General features: G+C 54.7%; 13 protein-coding genes. 8 read left to right on the top strand and 5 right to left on the bottom strand.

Annotation, left to right across the window (positions count from 1 at the left end; translation table 11 throughout):
* Positions 1–173, bottom strand: a 173-nt coding sequence (locus K5905_RS09500; RefSeq protein WP_297582931.1) for a DNA polymerase III subunit chi, incomplete at its 3' end; no start/stop codon positions are given.
* Positions 174–636: 463 nt separating this feature from the next.
* Positions 637–2,133 carry a leucyl aminopeptidase gene (locus K5905_RS09505; RefSeq protein WP_297582908.1) on the bottom strand — a complete coding sequence of 499 codons (1,497 nt, stop codon included), beginning with the start codon at positions 2,131–2,133 and terminating at the stop codon, positions 637–639.
* 235 nt (positions 2,134–2,368) lie between these two features.
* On the opposite strand from K5905_RS09505, the gene lptF reads away from it, so the two are divergent.
* From lptF to K5905_RS09545, 8 genes are all read left to right on the top strand, one after another.
* Positions 2,369–3,556, top strand: coding sequence for an LPS export ABC transporter permease LptF (lptF, locus tag K5905_RS09510; RefSeq protein WP_297582910.1), 1,188 nt, complete (start codon positions 2,369–2,371; stop codon positions 3,554–3,556).
* A complete protein-coding gene (lptG, locus tag K5905_RS09515; RefSeq protein ID WP_297582912.1) occupies positions 3,556–4,647 on the top strand; it encodes an LPS export ABC transporter permease LptG in 1,092 nt (363 codons plus the stop codon). Before lptF ends, lptG begins: the two co-directional genes overlap by 1 nt.
* 5 nt (positions 4,648–4,652) lie before the next feature.
* Positions 4,653–7,028, top strand: coding sequence for an LPS-assembly protein LptD (locus K5905_RS09520; RefSeq protein WP_297582914.1), 2,376 nt, complete (start codon positions 4,653–4,655; stop codon positions 7,026–7,028).
* A 212-nt stretch (positions 7,029–7,240) separates the two neighbouring features.
* Complete coding sequence (locus tag K5905_RS09525; RefSeq protein WP_297582916.1) at positions 7,241–8,161, top strand: peptidylprolyl isomerase; 921 nt, start codon at positions 7,241–7,243, stop codon at positions 8,159–8,161.
* 6 nt (positions 8,162–8,167) lie between these two features.
* Positions 8,168–9,187, top strand: a complete 1,020-nt coding sequence (pdxA, locus tag K5905_RS09530) for a 4-hydroxythreonine-4-phosphate dehydrogenase PdxA (RefSeq protein WP_297582918.1) — start codon at positions 8,168–8,170, stop codon at positions 9,185–9,187.
* Between the two features lie 14 nt (positions 9,188–9,201).
* Positions 9,202–10,050 (top strand): 16S rRNA (adenine(1518)-N(6)/adenine(1519)-N(6))-dimethyltransferase RsmA, encoded by an 849-nt coding sequence (gene rsmA / locus K5905_RS09535; RefSeq protein ID WP_297582920.1) that lies wholly within the window; start codon positions 9,202–9,204, stop codon positions 10,048–10,050.
* Positions 10,051–10,501: 451 nt separating this feature from the next.
* Positions 10,502–11,425, top strand: a complete 924-nt coding sequence (locus K5905_RS09540) for a LysR family transcriptional regulator (RefSeq protein WP_297582922.1) — start codon at positions 10,502–10,504, stop codon at positions 11,423–11,425.
* Between the two features lie 77 nt (positions 11,426–11,502).
* Positions 11,503–13,116 carry a Na/Pi symporter gene (locus K5905_RS09545; RefSeq protein ID WP_297582923.1) on the top strand — a complete coding sequence of 538 codons (1,614 nt, stop codon included), beginning with the start codon at positions 11,503–11,505 and terminating at the stop codon, positions 13,114–13,116.
* A gap of 49 nt (positions 13,117–13,165) precedes the next feature.
* Here K5905_RS09545 and gmk read toward each other — a convergent pair whose 3' ends face one another.
* From gmk to mltG, 3 genes are read right to left on the bottom strand one after another with little or no spacing between them, the layout of a single operon-like run.
* The gene (gene gmk, locus K5905_RS09550) at positions 13,166–13,873 is read right to left on the bottom strand and encodes a guanylate kinase (RefSeq protein ID WP_297582925.1); all 708 of its coding nucleotides are present in this window, start codon (positions 13,871–13,873) and stop codon (positions 13,166–13,168) included.
* 6 nt (positions 13,874–13,879) lie between these two features.
* Positions 13,880–14,773 (bottom strand): YicC/YloC family endoribonuclease, encoded by an 894-nt coding sequence (locus tag K5905_RS09555; RefSeq protein ID WP_297582927.1) that lies wholly within the window; start codon positions 14,771–14,773, stop codon positions 13,880–13,882.
* A 52-nt stretch (positions 14,774–14,825) separates the two neighbouring features.
* Complete coding sequence (mltG, locus tag K5905_RS09560; protein WP_297582929.1) at positions 14,826–15,956, bottom strand: endolytic transglycosylase MltG; 1,131 nt, start codon at positions 15,954–15,956, stop codon at positions 14,826–14,828.
* Positions 15,957–16,133 lie beyond the last annotated feature (177 nt).

Here is a 16,133-nt window from a genome sequence, read left to right on the forward strand (position 1 = left end):
AAGCTGTCGTCAGTGAAGGTCCACAAATGGGCATCAAGCGCGTTGCAGCGCTCCGGTGTACCGGTTTGCACGACAACTTTCCAGTCGCGTTCCAGGCACTTTAGGAGCAACTGTGGCAGGGCCGTTTCCAATGGCTTGTGCAACAGATGGTAAAATACGACCTCGACGCTCATTGCTGCTCCTGACATCCCGCCTCAACATCCGGCCCTTGTCTTGATCTTTCCAAAAAGGTCCTGCCCTCCAAAGTGATGCCCATGTGCAACAGCTGGAAGGCAATTCGGTTTTGCCGCAAAGCCGACATAGACAGGACACAAGACTCGTATCATTAACCCTTCGCAAATGTCGATTGACTAGGCTTCGTCTCAGGGGACGATCCAAGGATCATTTTTGAGTGGCTGGTGACCGGTCTTCCCGACCCAGCCCAAACGGGGATATTGTGTATGTTTGCACGCGTTGTTGTATTTTGTGCGCTTGTCGGTGTTGTTGCTGGAGCAACGATTGGAATGGGACTTCTGGTTGAACCCGCAACAGCTTGTCAGGCCTACAAAACCTGCTGAGTACCAGAACGCGAATTCAATGAAAAACCCGCCAATTTGGCGGGTTTTTCGCTATCTGCTCCGAGCTAGGCTTGATTACCTACTCATAGTGATCGGCAACAAGCTGGTTTAGCAGGCGCACACCATAACCCGATGCCCAGCTCTGACAGATTTCGTCCTTGGGGGCACCGAAAGCTGTACCGGCAATATCAAGATGCGCCCAAGGCACATCATTGGCGAAACGTTGCAGGAACTGCGCAGCCGTGATCGACCCCGCCCAACGGCCACCGGTGTTTTTCACGTCGGCATTTGGCGTGTCTACAAGCTTGTCATAATCCTTGGAAAGCGGCAGGCGCCACAAAGGTTCACCGCTGGCTTTGGCTGCCGAGAGCAGCTTGTCGGCAAGCTCATCGTTGTTCGAAAACAGACCGGCGTTCAGATTGCCGAGAGCCACCAGAACTGCACCGGTCAAGGTTGCAAGATCGATCATGATGGCGGGCTTGTACTTTTCCTGCGTGTACCAAAGGGCATCTGCCAGCACCAGACGGCCTTCCGCATCCGTATTGAGGATTTCAATGGTTGAGCCCGACATTGCGGTGACAATATCACCCGGTCGCTGTGCGTTTCCGTCCGGCATGTTTTCAACAAGCCCGATCACGCCGATAACATTGGCCTTCGCCTTGCGGCCGGCAATAGCATGCATCGCACCGACAACTGCCGCCGCTCCGCCCATGTCACCCTTCATTTCCTCCATACCGCCTGCGGGTTTGATGGAAATGCCACCTGTGTCGAAAACGACACCCTTGCCCACGAGCGCGACCGGGGCGTCCCCCTTCTTGCCGCCATTCCAGCGCATCACGGCCAATCGTGGCGGGCGAACAGACCCCTGCGCCACTCCAAGCAAGGCCGCCATTTTCAGCTTTTTCATTTCCTTTTCGCCGAGTATCTCCACCTCGACTCCAAGTTTTTCCAGCTCCTGAGCTTTTTTGGCGAACTCGACCGGCCCCAGGACGTTTGCCGGTTCGTTGACGAGGTTGCGGGCAAGGATCACACCATCCGATATTGCTTCCGAAACACCCCAGGCCTTTCTGGCTCCCTTGGGGTCCAAGACCTTCACGGTCAGCTTGAGGTCCTTGGCGCCGTCGTCTTCCTTGGCCTTTGTCTTGTAAGTATCAAATGCATAGGAGCGCAGTTTCGCACCCATTACGAATTCGGCCACCGCTTCATTCGAAAGTTCGATCTCGTCCGATCCCTCAAGAAGGACCGTTGCCGCTTCTGCTTTTGCCTTCTGCAACTGGGCGAATACCGCACCGCCAAACGCCCGCCAATCGTCCTGTGTCAGTTCTTCCGGTTTGCCCAATCCGAATACAACAAGGCGGTCGATGCCCGACCCCGCCGGTGCCACCAGATCAAGAACGGATTTCTTTTTGCCTGTAAATCCAGCGATATCCGCAGCCCGCTTCAGGCCGCCTTCAAGTCCGCTTGCAACCTCTTCTGCAATGGTCCCAAGGTTCAATCCATCTGCGGCCAGGATCACCACCACCCCACGCTTTGGGGCGTCGGCCTTTGAAAAGGAAATTTTTGCAAGTTTGGTCATTCGTCGATCCCTGTCGATTTTCAATTCCGTGATGCAGATGGTTGAGTGTTGTAATACCGCTACTCAAGCATGCCTAATTGCTGCGAAATCATGGGGTTTCAACAGCTTTTCGGCAAGAGCTAGCAAAATTAATGTATATTAACCATTCTTATTCATGGGCCATTCACCACATTACGTGTTATTCGGTCGTGGGCTGAATTTTCGTCAAATTATAAGGGTCTCGTTCCGGCACACTATGAAAACGCTTGAACGTTATATTATTCGCCGGACTGTCTATGCATTCACCCTCACGATTGCAGCCATGACAGGCGTTGTCTGGGCGACACAAGCGCTGCGTCAGCTGGATCTGGTGACGTCGAAAGGCCAGACGATCGTTCAGTTCATCGGCATCACCATGCTGGCACTGCCGTTTCTCATTGTCATTGTGGCCCCGTTTGCACTGATGATCGCGCTGATCCTTGTGCTCAATTCGCTATCCGGTGACAGCGAGTTGATTGTGATCGATGCAAGCGGCGGCTCCCGCTTTCTGGTCCTGAAACCGGTGATGTTATTTTCCTTCATCGTGATGCTGCTGACGGCAAGCATGTCGCTTTATTTCGCGCCCTTGGGATTGGCGCAGCTCAGAACAGAGATCACACGGGTTCGCGCCGACCTTGTTGCCAATATCGTCAAGCCGGGCCGCTTTATCACGGTGGAAAACGGACTGACGTTTCACATCCGCAACAGGTCCGGAAAAGGTACACTCGACGGCCTCCTGCTTCATGATACGCGGGACGAGGAAACCGCCTTCACGTACCAGGCCGACACCGGGCAAATCGTGGAAGCTGCCGATCGCACGCTCCTGGTAATGCAGAACGGCACGATCCAGCGGCGACCAAAGCAGCAGGGCGACATCTCGATCGTCCGTTTTCAGTCTTATGCCTTCGATCTTTCCAACCTCATTCCCGAGGCTGGTGAACCGGTTTACAAGGCAAGTGAACGCTCAACCGTCAATCTTATTTCGCCTGGCGGGAATGACGCTTATGCGCTGAAAAACCCAGAGAAACTGACCGCAGAACTTCACGAACGTTTCAGCCAGCCGCTTTACTGTCTTGCTTTCGGTCTGATCGTATTTGCCTTTCTCGGCAAAGCCCGCACGACACGACAGGGTCGTGGCTTCGCAATCGTCGGCGCAATTGTTTCCTGTGTCCTGTTAAGGACGAGCGGGTTTGGTGTAACAGCGATTGCCGGCGGCTCAACAGCCATTCTCGGACTACTTTATGTCGTACCTGTTCTGGGATCGGTTCTGGCACTCATTTCCATATTCAGGGAACAGGCCGGTGCACAGCCGAAGTGGTTGAATGCACTCCAGATATCTCTTCACGATCGCATAGAGGCTTTCGGCAACTGGCTGCATAACAAGCGAACGGGAGGAGCAGCCTGATGCTCGGCCGTACGCTGTCTCTTTATTTCTCGGGCCGGTTTTTAAAGGCAATACTTGGTCTGTTTTTGTTTGCAGCAGTGCTGATCTATCTGTTCGACGTTTTGGAACTCGTTCGTCGCGGTGGCGACCGCGAAGGATTTTCAGTCCTTCGTGTTGCCTTGATCTCTGCGTTGCGTGTACCGCTTCTGCTGGAACAGGTCATTCCATTCACCGTGTTGTTCGGTGCCATTGCCGCTTTCGTTACCTTGAGCCGCGCACTGGAACTTGTGGTGACCCGGGCGTCAGGAATTTCCGTCTGGCAGTTTTCCATGCCGGCAATCGTGGTCGGGATTGCGCTCGGAGTGCTTTCCATTACCGTCTACAATCCGGCTGCAGTCTGGTTTCAGCACAAATCTGATGAGGTCGCATCCGGTCTCTTTGGCTCTGAAGAGAGCTTTTTGTTGCAATCTTCCAACGACGTTTGGGTTCGTCAGGACGGGCTGGACGGTGAATCGGTTCTTCTCGCCAAACAACTGCTCGACGGCGGAACCCGGCTTCTGGGCGTGACTATTTTCACCTTCGACAAGGACGGCACGTTCCGCGAGCGTATCGAGGCAGCCGAGGCAACGCTTGGAGAAGAGATCTGGTATCTGAACGATGCCATCGTCTATACGACCGAACAAGATCCACAACCTTATGGCCGTTATCAGGTCAGCACATTTTTAACAGCAACCGAAGTTCGCGAAAGCATCGGATCCCCCGAATCGATCTCTTTCTGGAATTTGCCGAAATTTATCGAATTGGCCCGGAACGCAGGGTTACCGGCATACCGGTACAATTTGCAGTATCAGACTCTTCTGGCGCGCCCGCTTCTTTTGGTCGCGATGATTTTGATTGCAGCGGCAGTTTCCCTTAAAGTTTCGAGGTTTGGCGGATTGGGAAGTATGATTCTGGGTGGAATCCTGTCCGGGTTCGTGCTTTACGTTCTAACCGAGCTTGCAAAGGACTTTGGGGGCGCGGGTATTGTCCCTCCTCTGGTTGCTGCATGGGCCCCGGGAATTTTTGGAGTACTTATGGGTTTGACAATTCTCTTGCATCAGGAAGACGGGTAAGGGCTATGTCTTTTCCAGTTTCCCTGAACACAGAGATTTGGGCCAATAAAGGCAGACTGTTGGCAGCGGCAAGCGCGTTTGCCATCGCTGCTTCGTTTTGCCATGTTGCCACCTCGCCTGCGTCGGCACAGGACCTTACCAGTACTCTGGCAGCGGATCTCGATCCGAATGCCGATCTGCTTCTTGAATCCAATGAGCTCACATACGACTTTGACCAGGACCGGATCATCGCGACAGGGAATGTTCAGGTCTATTATGACGGCAACACCGTTCAGGCTCACAGGATTGTCTTCAATCGCAAGGACGGTCAGCTAACGGCGAGCGGAAATGTCATTTTCATAGAATCCGACGGAAATGTTGTCCGAACAGAGGAAATGACCCTTTCGGAAGATTTCTCCGAAGGATTTGCAAGAGCGTTGCAGATCGACACGACACGGCGCACTCGTTTTCTTGCTGAGCAGGCCCGACGTGAAGGCGACAACGTCACCACGATCGATAACGGTGTCTATACCGTCTACACACGGCCGACGAATCCGCCGGACAAGCCGCCGCTTTGGCGCGTGCGCGCAGAGAAGATCATTCATAACCAGCAGGAAAAGGTCATTCGGTTCGAGAACGCCGCTTTTGAAGTGTATGGCCAGCCGATTGCCTATCTCCCTTACCTCAGCATGCCGGATCCGACCATCAAAAGGAAATCCGGTTTCCTGATGCCGAGCGGCGTCCAGAATGACAAGCTCGGATATGGCGTCGTCGTGCCCTATTACTGGGCACTTAATCCGCACTATGACATGACAACCATTCTGACCCCGCTGACAAAGCAGGGATTGTTTGGGGATGTTCAGTATCGCCATAGGTTCGCGCCTGGAGAAGTCAGCTTTTCCGCGGCCGGGCTCTTTCAGGCTCAGCCGGGGCAGTTCACGACGTCAAGGGCGGATGAACGCTGGCGTGGCGCGATCAATTCGACCGCCTCCTTCAATGTGGCAAAGGATTGGACGCTCGGCTGGAACCTGACCTACAAGAGCGACAGGCAGTTTTTCAAAGACTATTCGATTGCGAGCTTCGGCGACAACGGCGAAACGTCTGAAATCTATTTCAATGGCAAGACGGACCGCAACGCACTGTCCGTAAAGGCTTACGCCTACCAAATCTCGCAGGAGGACTATACGGACAGCGATTTCGATGCGAACGGATTCTCGCCGGTCGGAAGTTCGCTGCAGGACAAGCAACCGCTTGTTCTGCCCGTGATCGACTACGACTATGTCTTTGCTGACCCGGTGTTGGCGGGTGAACTGGCTCTAACGGCCAACTTCACTTCCCTCACCCGCGACGAGACGGATGCGTTTTCCATCGATGGTGGCACGACGGCCCGGTTCCGTGGCGTGGACGGCACATTCTCGCGCCTGTCTCTCAAAGGCAATTGGCGCAGAACCTTCATCGACCCGCTCGGACAATCCTTCACGCCATTCGCCTATATGCGCGGAGACCTGTTCTTCCTGGCTTCGCCGGACGCGGACGTAACCGCCCTTTCCGGCGAAAGTTTCGTCGGCCGCGCCATGCCGGCTGTCGGTATGGAATACCGCTATCCGTTTATCGCGACGTTCGACGGCGGCAATCAGATACTTGAACCGGTCGCGCAGATTGTCGCCCGTCCGAACGAACAGCGGATCGGCGAGTTGCCGAACGAAGATGCCCAGAGCATCGTGTTCGATACCACGACCCTGTTCGACTATGACAAGTTTTCAGGTTTCGACCGGGTCGAAGGTGGCACGCGACTGAACGTCGGTATGAACTACAAGCTTCAACTCGACAGCGGTTATTATCTGAGCGGCCTGTTCGGCAGGTCTTATCACCTTGCCGGGGAGAACTCTTATGCCGTGCCGGATATTCTCGGTGCGACGGAAGATTCCGGTTTGGCGAACGACGTTTCCGATTATGTGGGCAGTCTCTACCTCGACACGCAGTATGGCGTCAAAATGGGTGCACAGGCGCGCATTGACAAAGACGACTTCAGCTTCAATCGGATCCAGGCTCAGGCAAGCGCGATTTACGGGCCGGTGGTTTCCACCCTCGCCTACGCATTCTTGAACGCTCAGCCGGACGTCGGCATTGATTCGCCGCGCGAAGAACTTCTCGGTTCGGCTAGCCTCCGACTAGAAGAAAACTGGCGGATTTTCGGATCCATGCGCTACGATCTGGAGAACAGCAACGTTGTTCAGGACGGTTTCGGTATCGGATATGATGACGAAGGTTTCTCCTTATCCGTTTCCTATGCGGAAGATCGCAGTCGCAACGACGGCGACAGTGTCAACCGGACGCTTTATTTCCGTATCGGGCTAAGAACAATCGGCAACACCCAGGTTTCAAGCGGTGCATTGAACTAGGGTCTGTTGCGGATCATCTTCAGGTTCACCTCAATAACGGAATTCTCGCTCAAGAACTTGTGTGTTTGACTCCGGCGGCCGGTCATCATACCGCCACGAAATCGAGCAACATGCCTTTGAAACTTTGAATTCGTGGCCGTGATATGCGAAACATCATGGCATAACAAAACTTCACTTCGGTTTGGCCTTGAGCCTGCACGGATGGTTATTCAATGCGACTTCGTTTCGTCCCGGTACTTATTGGCCTTGCCCTTATAACGGCCACCCCATTTTCCGCACCGGCTCATGCCGCAATCAAGGTGATCGTCAATGACGTACCGATCACCGATTACGACATCAGCCAGCGGTCAAGGCTGATCACTCTGACCCAGCGCAAGTCCGGCGCCGCTGCCAAGCGGCAGGCCGAGCAAGAGCTGATTGATGATCAGATCAAACTTGGTGAAGCAGAGCGTGTCGGCGTGGAAGTCAGCCAGTCCGAGGTCGACGGGGCCTACAACAACATTGCACGCAATGTGAAGATGTCGCCCGCACAGCTTTCAAAGGCACTTGGCAGCGGTGGTGTCAAACCGGCAACCCTGAAAGCCAGATTGAAAGCACAACTTGCCTGGAACCAGGTTTTGCGCCGCCGTTTCAGTGGCAAGATCGAGGTCAACGAATCCGATATCATCGCCGCGTTGCAGAAAAAGGACGAAGCCGATCGGCAGAAGTCCGTCGAATACGATCTGAAACGCATCATTGTTGTCGTTCCGAAAAACTCGTCGGGTGGTTTCAAATCCAAACGCAAACAGGAAAGCAACAAGATCCGCTCAGCCTTCAACGGGTGCGAAGACGCAGGTAGCGTTCTGGGTCAGTACAGCGAAGTGGTTGTCAAACCGATCGGGCGCCGACTGGAAACAGAACTACCTCAACAGATGCGTGAGGAAATTCAAGCGCTGGAACCCGGCAAATTGACGAAACCATCCACGACGCCGGTCGGGTATGAAATGATTGCCATTTGCGGCAAGCGCGAAATCGCATCGGATATTGCCGTACGGACAGAACTGGAAAACGATCTGCGTGCAAAGGAAGGTGAAAGTCAGTCCCGTCGCTACCTTATGGACGTCCGCCGCCGCGCAACCATCATTTATCGCTGAGCTCAAATGGGTCCTTTTGAAAAACCGATAGCCGTCAGCATGGGAGAGCCTGCCGGTATTGGTCCCGACTTGGCTCTGCTTGCTTGGGCGAGACGAAAATCTCTCGACATTCCACCGTTCTATGTTCGTGGTGATCTGCACCTTTTCAGAGAGCGGGCCCAAAAGCTCGGCCTGAAACCACGACTGGAAGCTTCGTCTCCTGACGAGGCAATCGGTATCTGTGCCAAGGCGCTGCCTATCGTGCAAACCGGCCCGGAGCTGGTGGACCTGCCGGGCCAGGAACAACCTGAGACGGCCCATTCCGTAATTGCGTCAATCGAAGCCTGTGTCGCGGATGTGCACAAAGGTGCAGCGGCGGCAGTCGTTACCAATCCTATCAACAAGGCGGCCCTCTACAAAGCCGGGTTTACTCATCCTGGACACACCGAGTTTCTTGGTGACCTCGGCCGAAAATATTGGCCGGAAACAACCTCAAGACCGGTGATGATGATAGCAGGACCGGAACTGATGGTTGTTCCCGTGACGATCCATATTCCGCTCAAGGACGTGCCGGTCGAGTTGACGGAAGATCTCATTGTGGAGACGGCGGAAATAACCTCATCCGATCTCAAAAATCGCTTCGGATACTCTTCTCCGATTCTGGCTGTTTGCGGGTTGAACCCGCATGCCGGCGAGAACGGTGCGATGGGAACGGAAGATCGCGATGTAATCGTGCCTGCGATAGAACGACTGCAAGCTAAAGGCATCAATGCAACCGGACCGCACCCGGCGGACACGCTCTTTCATGCATCCGCCAGGAAAGACTATGATTGCGTCCTCGGCATGTATCACGACCAGGTGCTGATACCCGCAAAGACGATCGGTTTTGACGACAGCGTGAATGTGACACTCGGCCTTCCATTCGTACGGACATCTCCCGATCACGGAACGGCCTATGGCCTGGCCGGAACAGGGGATGTGCGCATCGACAGTTTCGCTGCATCCCTGCGCATGGCATATGCGCTGGCCAATCCCGATCAGCTTTGACGGCAGTTTCCTCAATGGCTCAAATCGATACTCTGCCTCCCTTGCGCGAAGTGATTGCAGCGCACGGGCTGAACGCGAAAAAGTCGCTTGGCCAGAATTTTCTTCTGGACCTGAACCTGACCTCACGCATCGCCCGGTCGGCTGGAAATCTGGAGGATTGCACGGTTCTTGAAATCGGCCCTGGGCCAGGAGGTCTGACGCGTGCGCTTCTTGCAGCAGGCGCAAAAAAGGTTGTCGCGATAGAGAAAGACAGCCGATGCCTGCCGGCACTCAGCGAAATCTCCGACCATTACCCGGGCCGGCTGGACGTCGTGGAAGGAGATGCACTGGACCTTGATCCGGTCGAATTGACCGGGGGTGGCAAGGTCAGGATTGCCGCCAATCTTCCATACAATGTCGGGACCCAGCTTCTGCTCAACTGGATCACGACACCGGAGTGGCCGCCATTTTGGTCTTCACTGACATTGATGTTTCAAAAGGAAGTCGGCGAGCGGATCACGGCAAAGCAAGGCTCCAAAGCATATGGCCGGCTTGGCGTATTGGCGGGCTGGCGGTGCAAGGGCGGAATACTGTTTGACATCAGCCCCAAGGCCTTCATTCCTCCGCCGAAGGTAACGTCAGCGGTCGTGCATCTGGAACCGAACCCCAATCCCCTGCCCTGCGACCTGAAAGCGTTGGAAAAAGTCACGGCGGCAGCATTTGGCCAACGCCGCAAAATGTTGCGCGCGAGCCTGAAATCCCTCTCTCCCGAAGCCGAAGACCTGATCACACAGTCCGGTTTGAAACCAACCGCTCGCGCGGAAGAGATTGACGTTCCTGGCTTTGTGGAACTCGCGAATGTGTTCCAGGCCGCGCAGGGTTAGGTCATGCCCCTTGTAAGATCAGCGGTTGATCCGGGCGACGTCCAGACGCAGCCAGACATTTTCGCTTTTCCTTTTGTTGATCCATAGCCTGCTCCCTCTGAACGATACTGTGCGGCCTTTGAGGTCGCCAAAGCACCGGCTAGCCTTCAACAGGCGCAGCTACATCAATTGGCGCGAGCCTTGAGGTGCAGTTTTCCTTTTGGGAAGACTGTCTCTTGCGCGTGCTGACAGTCTCCCCTGATTTGGATTGGGCCGAGGTCTCGTTTGATCCAGGACGGCCACTGCTCCGGGTTGCGAGACAGGTAAAGCGCCGAGGGTGCGCTATTGCGTTTCTGTATGATGTTCCGCTTCAACCATCTCATGATCATGTCCGACAACTCCTTGCTTGTTGGGAGTGTGCCGTAGAAATTCATGCATGTAATTGAATGATATGGCATGCTATTATTCATTTATGAATGATAGCAAATTTGATTGGGACGCCATTCGCGTGTTCCTTGCGGTGGCAGAACTGCAAAGCCTGAGTGCTGCGGCCAAAGAATTGTCATTGTCACAGCCAACGGTCGGCCGTCAGATCGGTCGCCTGGAGGATCAGTTGAATTTGCAGCTGTTCGACCGGCGTCAGACCGGCTATCGGTTGACCGACGGCGGTAAGCGTCTGATTGAAGTCGCACGGGAAATGGCGCGTGGCGCTGCCGATTTCGAACGAGCCGTGGATCTGGAAAAATCCGAACTGCCGGATCAGGTGTGTCGGATCACGCTTGGAGAATGGGGACAGTTCTTCTTATCGCAACATGCAAGCGAACTTGTGCACGGGCTTGCAGGTGTCCGGTTGGAGTTTTACGCAGATGACGACTTTTGGGACCTCAGCAGGAATTCCGCCGATATTGCGGTAGGTAACCGGCCGCCAAAACAATCTCATCTGATCGCACAGAAACTTGGCGACACCGGATTTCATGTTTACGCTTCTGAGGCTTACTGCCAGTTCCATCCAGACGCTCGCGACCAGAATACCTGGCCTGACCAAATCTGGGCCGGCTATTGCGGAACACGCGCACGGCTTGGATCCTCCCAACTTCTCAATGGTATCCTGAAAACCAGGCAATGTCGTTTTGCTGTAAACAATTCGGTTTCATTGCTGAATTTGCTTCTGAGTGGACAAGCTATGGGAATACTGCCTGGATGGATTGGCGAAACACAGGGTTTGCTCAGACTATCTTCTGTAGAGCTCGGTCAAAGCGAATCCTGGATAAGCTTTCACGAAAGACTGCGGCTACACCCTGCACTCGCAACGGTTAAGGACAGGATTGCGACGCTTTACCGGAAACGCATTGCCGAAACGACTGAAAAGAGCAGAGATCTCATGCTTAAGCGCTGATATGTGCCGACACCCCTCCGGGACACTTTCGGCCCCTGAAGTTTGCCGGTGATCACACCGTCGGATAGTCTTGATTTATGGTGCTAAGCTTTTTGTCTGCGCTTGGCGGCGTTGGGCTTTTTCTCATCGGCATGTTCCTGCTGACCAGTGGTCTGAAGGCCATTGCCGGCCACCGCATGCGCGAAATTCTTGGATCGTTCACCTCCACCCCCCTGTCCGGAGCCACCACGGGTGCTCTTACAACTGCAGTTATCCAGTCCTCAAGCGCTACGACGGTGGCGGTGGTTGGTTTTGTAGCTTCCGGTCTACTGACATTTCCTCAGGCACTCGGGATCATCTTCGGCGCTAATTTAGGAACGACGCTGACCGGGTGGTTTGTTGCCATACTCGGCTTCAAACTGGATCTGGGGCAGATTGCGTTGCCATTTGTCTTTCTTGGGGCTGTGTTGAGCCTTGCCTTCAAGGGGCGTACGGCGCATATCGGTAAGGCAGTTGCTGGTTTCAGCCTGATATTCATCGGCATTGATCACATGCAACAGGGCCTTGATGCCTTCAGCGGTGTTGTCACCCCGACAGATTTTCCACCAGACACGATATTTGGCCGGCTGCAACTCGTGTTGCTCGGCATCTTGATTACACTGGTGACGCAATCATCCAGCGCCGGTGTTGCAACAGCTCTTGCTGCTCTCGGCGCCGGTGCAATCAATTTTCCCCAGGCTGCAGCGCTCGTCATCGGCATGGATATCGGCACGACTTTCACCGCAGTTCTCGCGACAGTCGGTGGCGGTACAATGGCGAAACGTACCGGATATGCACACGTCATCTACAACATCATGACGGGTACCGCTGCCTTTTTTCTGCTTGGTCCCTTCGGCAGGTTTGCCGCGCCCTTGTTTGCAGGCGACGCACAAATTGCCTTGGTCGCGTTTCATACCAGTTTCAATCTGCTGGGCGTTGTTCTGGTTCTTCCATTTGCGGTTCCGTTTGCTCGTTTTATCGAATTCCTTGTCCCGGACAAAAGCGCTCCTCTCACCCGATCACTGGATCCGGCAGTTCTTGGTGAACCTGACGCTGCAACCGGGCTGGCAACTCAGACCGTAGAAAAACTAACCAATGCGATCACTGCACACTTGCGTGCAAGACTGGGCGCTTCAGTTGCCAAAGAGGAAGAATTCGAACCTGATGGTCTGGAATCGGCAATCGAGGAAACACGTAGTTTTCTGGATCGTATTGCTGTGACGGAAACCGATGAACATCTGTTACGGCAGATCCGTTCTGGATTTCACATTCTCGATCATCTGGACAGACTGCTTTATCGGTGCAGCCAATCGGACAGATTGGCCGAGTTGTCTCAAGACGATCGCTTGCAACGTTTCGCAATACTTCTGCTTCGCGTTACCGCGGATCGTGATCACAATGAAAGTTCGGCCACCTGCGAGCAGACGCTGAACCGACTTCAGCGCATCCTGCGGCGCCAGCGTGAAATCAGGCGCAATAGCCTGATTTCCGACGTCGCGTCGAACAGGATTGCCGGCGAGACGGTTTGGATAAAGCTTGACGCAATGCGATGGCTGCACAGGGTGTCCTATCACCTGTGGCGCATTCAGTTGCATCTCAATACGTTGAACGGACCTGATGCCATAGGCATTACATCTCTTGACGAGGCCCGTATCGATGTCGATCAGGATTAGTCCATATGAAGCGCAAAGAGGTTCTCTCGCCGACGGTCTTGCCCGAGAGTTACTCGGTCTCGCCGAGTTCGGATTTCAGATCGTCAACCATGCCTTGAATAAGCGGTCCGATCTTAGGCGAGCGGAATTGTTTCAGGCGTTCGGCCTTCAGGATGGCCCGAACGTTCTGGTAAGCGCGTTCCAGATCGTCGTTGACGACAACATAGTCATATTCAGACCAGTGGCGCATTTCTCCAACGGCCGTTTTCAATCTCTTGGCGATCACTTCGTCCATGTCTTCTGCGCGGCGGTGCAGACGTGATTTCATTTCCGCGATCGACGGCGGCAGGATGAAGATTGAAACGACGTCGGACCTCATTTTTTCATAAAGCTGGAAGGTACCCTGAATGTCGATATCAAAGAGAATATCCCGGCCGTTCTCAATTGCGTTTTCGACGGGGCCACGAGGCGTGGCGTAGTAGTTGCCGTGCACTTCCGCCCACTCGAGCAACTCGTCATGCTCGCGCATTTGCTCAAAACGATTGGGATCCAGAAAATGATAGTGAACCCCATCCACTTCGCTCGAACGCCGCGGGCGCGTGGTTACCGAGATCGACAGTTCCAGGTTTTCTTCCTGGTCCAGAAGGAGACGCGCAATGGTCGACTTACCTGCGCCGGACGGCGACGACAGGACCAGCATCAGGCCGCGCCGCTGCTGCTCAGCCTCGTCGGCACTGACAGTGGTTCCGGTGGTTTTTCCTGACGGCGCGTCGGACATTGCGGGTTACTCCAGATTCTGTATCTGCTCACGCATTTGATCGATAACGGCTTTCAAGTCCAGCCCGATTGCCGTCAGATCCACGTCATTGGACTTTGAACACAAGGTATTGGCTTCACGATTGAATTCCTGTGCCAGAAAGTCGAGCCGCCGGCCAATCGCCCCACCCGTGTCCATCAGTTCCCGAACAGCTGCGACATGGGCATGAAGCCTGTCCAGTTCTTCGCGAATGTCTGCCTTGGTTGCCAGGAACACGGCCTCCTGATGCAACCGCTGCGGGTCGAGTTGACCATCGGACGCATCCATGAGATCGGCGACCTGTTTCTTCAACCGGGCCTTGATTGCATCGGGCTTGCGGGCTGGAAGGTCTTCTGCGGCCTGTGTCAATTCCGCAATCCGATCGATCTGTGCGCGCACCACTGTGCTGATCGAATGTCCTTCCGTGTGGCGCATATCAACAAGATCGATCAACGCCACATCCAGTGTTGCCAGAAGCGCGTTGTGCAAGGCAGCCTGGACCTCTTCGTCGTCCTCGGGCTCCTTCAGCTCAAAAACACCCTTTTGCGCCAGGATACCATCAAGTGAAGGTGGTGCCAGATCCGGCACTCTGGCTTTCAACAAATCGATCGTGGACAGGACAGCGTCGAGCGCAGATTCATTGACCTGAAGCTGCTGCTCAGATTGGTCCCGCTGCATGGCAAGTCCGATCGAAACATTGCCCCGCCTCAGCACCTTGCTGCACCGTTCCCGGATTCTGGGTTCAAGCGTTTCCAGCCCGGTCGGGATGCGAATTCGAAGATCCAGAGACTTGCCGTTGACGGACCTGAGTTCCCAGGTCCAGCGGACCGGTCCCGACTCCCCCGGTGCCCGCGCAAATCCTGTCATGCTGGCAAGTGACATCTGCCCCTCCGGAGTTTACCTGGCCCACCGGCATCGTATGCCAAATATGTCGTCAGTTGGACGTGGCAGGCTGTGCTTCCTGGTTCTTCTCAGCCTCGCGGCGATCTCTTTCGATCCGGCGCCACTTGCGGACGTTATCCTGATGCTGTTCGTAAGTTTCAGCAAAAATATGTCCGCCCGTGCCGTCAGCGACAAAGAACAAGTCCTGGGTCCGCGACGGGTTGGCAACTGCCTCCATCGCGGCTCTACCCGGATTGCCGATCGGACCGGGAGGCAGACCGTCAATCTGGTAGGTGTTGTATTTGTTCTCGGCCTTGAGTTCGGACTGCTTGATCGCCGAACGATCCTGCAACCACGCTTCGCCACCATATAGCCCGTAGAGAATGGTCGGATCGGACTGAAGTCGCATGTTCTTGTTCAACCGGTTGACGAAAACACCAGCAACCCGTGGGCGTTCATCGGCCAGCGCGGTTTCCTTTTCGACAATCGATGCCAGGATCACCAGCTCTTCAGGAGATTCGACAGGCAATCCTTCGGTGCGCCGTTCCCAGATCTCTGCAAGCAGTTTTTCCTGCGCATCTTTCATCTGGTTGAGAACATCCTGACGGGTCGTTCCACGCGCGAACGTATAGGTTTCCGGCAGCAATGCGCCTTCAACCGGGACTTCCGTGATCTCACCTTCCAGCACAGGATGCTCGCGGATCCGCTCAATGATCTGAGCTGTCGTCCAGCCTTCAGGAACGGTCACCGAATGCGTAACGGCCTTGCCGTCAACAAGATCCGTCATGATCTCACGCATAGAAACGCCCGGTGCGAAGGCATACTCACCGGCTTTCAGCTTCGTGGCGTTCTTGTAGAAACGGATCCCCAGATTGAAGATCCACTCATCAAACATGCTATCGCTGATGACACCTTTGCCTGCGAGACGGTCGGTGATGCCGCTCAAACCGGCACCAGAAGAAATCACAACGGTTGCCTCTTGCTGGAGCGGACCGGCTTCTTCGAACTTCTGTTTGCCGAAATAGAGAGCTGCACCGAGCGCAGCCAGACCAAACACGGCCAGCGTAATGACCATATTGATGAGAATGACAAAGGGGTTACGCACGTGCCGGGACCGCTGAGGCGGTTCTGGTGCCGGCTCGGGCTGCAAAGCTTCACGCGGGCTTTTCGGCTTAATGCGCATATCGGGTCGCACCTCCAAGGCTGAGCCCTAATTCCGAGATCCGAGCTCAAGCGGGCGAGTTGTCACAATCAATATCTCAAGCCGGTTCGGGAATCAGAACCGGCTTGAGAGAACCTGAATGGGTTATGCGGCAACTTTACGGAAAACCAGAGACGCATTTGTGCCGCCAAAACCAAA

It is taken from the genome of Roseibium sp., from assembly GCF_025698965.1.
In the GTDB taxonomy this organism is placed as follows: Bacteria; Pseudomonadota; Alphaproteobacteria; order Rhizobiales; family Stappiaceae; genus Roseibium.

Coding starts and splice junctions, on each gene's coding strand:
- K5905_RS09505 (WP_297582908.1), bottom strand. CDS start 2,133: ATGACCAAACTTGCAAAAATTTCCTTTTCAAAGGCCGACGCCCCAAAG.
- lptF (WP_297582910.1), top strand. CDS start 2,369: ATGAAAACGCTTGAACGTTATATTATTCGCCGGACTGTCTATGCATTC.
- lptG (WP_297582912.1), top strand. CDS start 3,556: ATGCTCGGCCGTACGCTGTCTCTTTATTTCTCGGGCCGGTTTTTAAAG.
- K5905_RS09520 (WP_297582914.1), top strand. CDS start 4,653: ATGTCTTTTCCAGTTTCCCTGAACACAGAGATTTGGGCCAATAAAGGC.
- K5905_RS09525 (WP_297582916.1), top strand. CDS start 7,241: ATGCGACTTCGTTTCGTCCCGGTACTTATTGGCCTTGCCCTTATAACG.
- pdxA (WP_297582918.1), top strand. CDS start 8,168: ATGGGTCCTTTTGAAAAACCGATAGCCGTCAGCATGGGAGAGCCTGCC.
- rsmA (WP_297582920.1), top strand. CDS start 9,202: ATGGCTCAAATCGATACTCTGCCTCCCTTGCGCGAAGTGATTGCAGCG.
- K5905_RS09540 (WP_297582922.1), top strand. CDS start 10,502: ATGAATGATAGCAAATTTGATTGGGACGCCATTCGCGTGTTCCTTGCG.
- K5905_RS09545 (WP_297582923.1), top strand. CDS start 11,503: ATGGTGCTAAGCTTTTTGTCTGCGCTTGGCGGCGTTGGGCTTTTTCTC.
- gmk (WP_297582925.1), bottom strand. CDS start 13,873: ATGTCCGACGCGCCGTCAGGAAAAACCACCGGAACCACTGTCAGTGCC.
- K5905_RS09555 (WP_297582927.1), bottom strand. CDS start 14,773: ATGTCACTTGCCAGCATGACAGGATTTGCGCGGGCACCGGGGGAGTCG.
- mltG (WP_297582929.1), bottom strand. CDS start 15,956: ATGCGCATTAAGCCGAAAAGCCCGCGTGAAGCTTTGCAGCCCGAGCCG.